Raw genomic sequence first — 222 nt, forward strand, 5'->3', positions numbered from 1 at the left:
CGGCGACCTGCTCGGGGGTAAACGACCAGCGGCGCAGTTGGCGGCCGTCCATGCACTCGACGCGCAGGCCAGTGGTATCGGCGGTGAACTCGAAGGCGTGCAGGCCGTCGATCAGGAGCATGTCGCAGGACTGCAGGGCGTGGCTGAGGGAGGACATTGGGTTACCTGTCAGGGAAGTGCTGCCAGTATAACCCTGTGACATCCCAGTGGGAGATTCTATGG

The 222-nt window shown here is 63.1% G+C and carries 1 pseudogene; it reads right to left on the reverse strand.

Annotation, left to right across the window (positions count from 1 at the left end):
* Positions 1 to 157 (reverse strand): annotated as a pseudogene (locus GYA94_RS28830) (DUF5629 family protein); the annotation flags it as partial.
* Positions 158 to 222: the final 65 nt, after the last annotated feature.

This window comes from Pseudomonas juntendi (genome assembly GCF_009932375.1).
Taxonomy (GTDB): Bacteria; Pseudomonadota; Gammaproteobacteria; order Pseudomonadales; family Pseudomonadaceae; genus Aquipseudomonas; species Aquipseudomonas juntendi.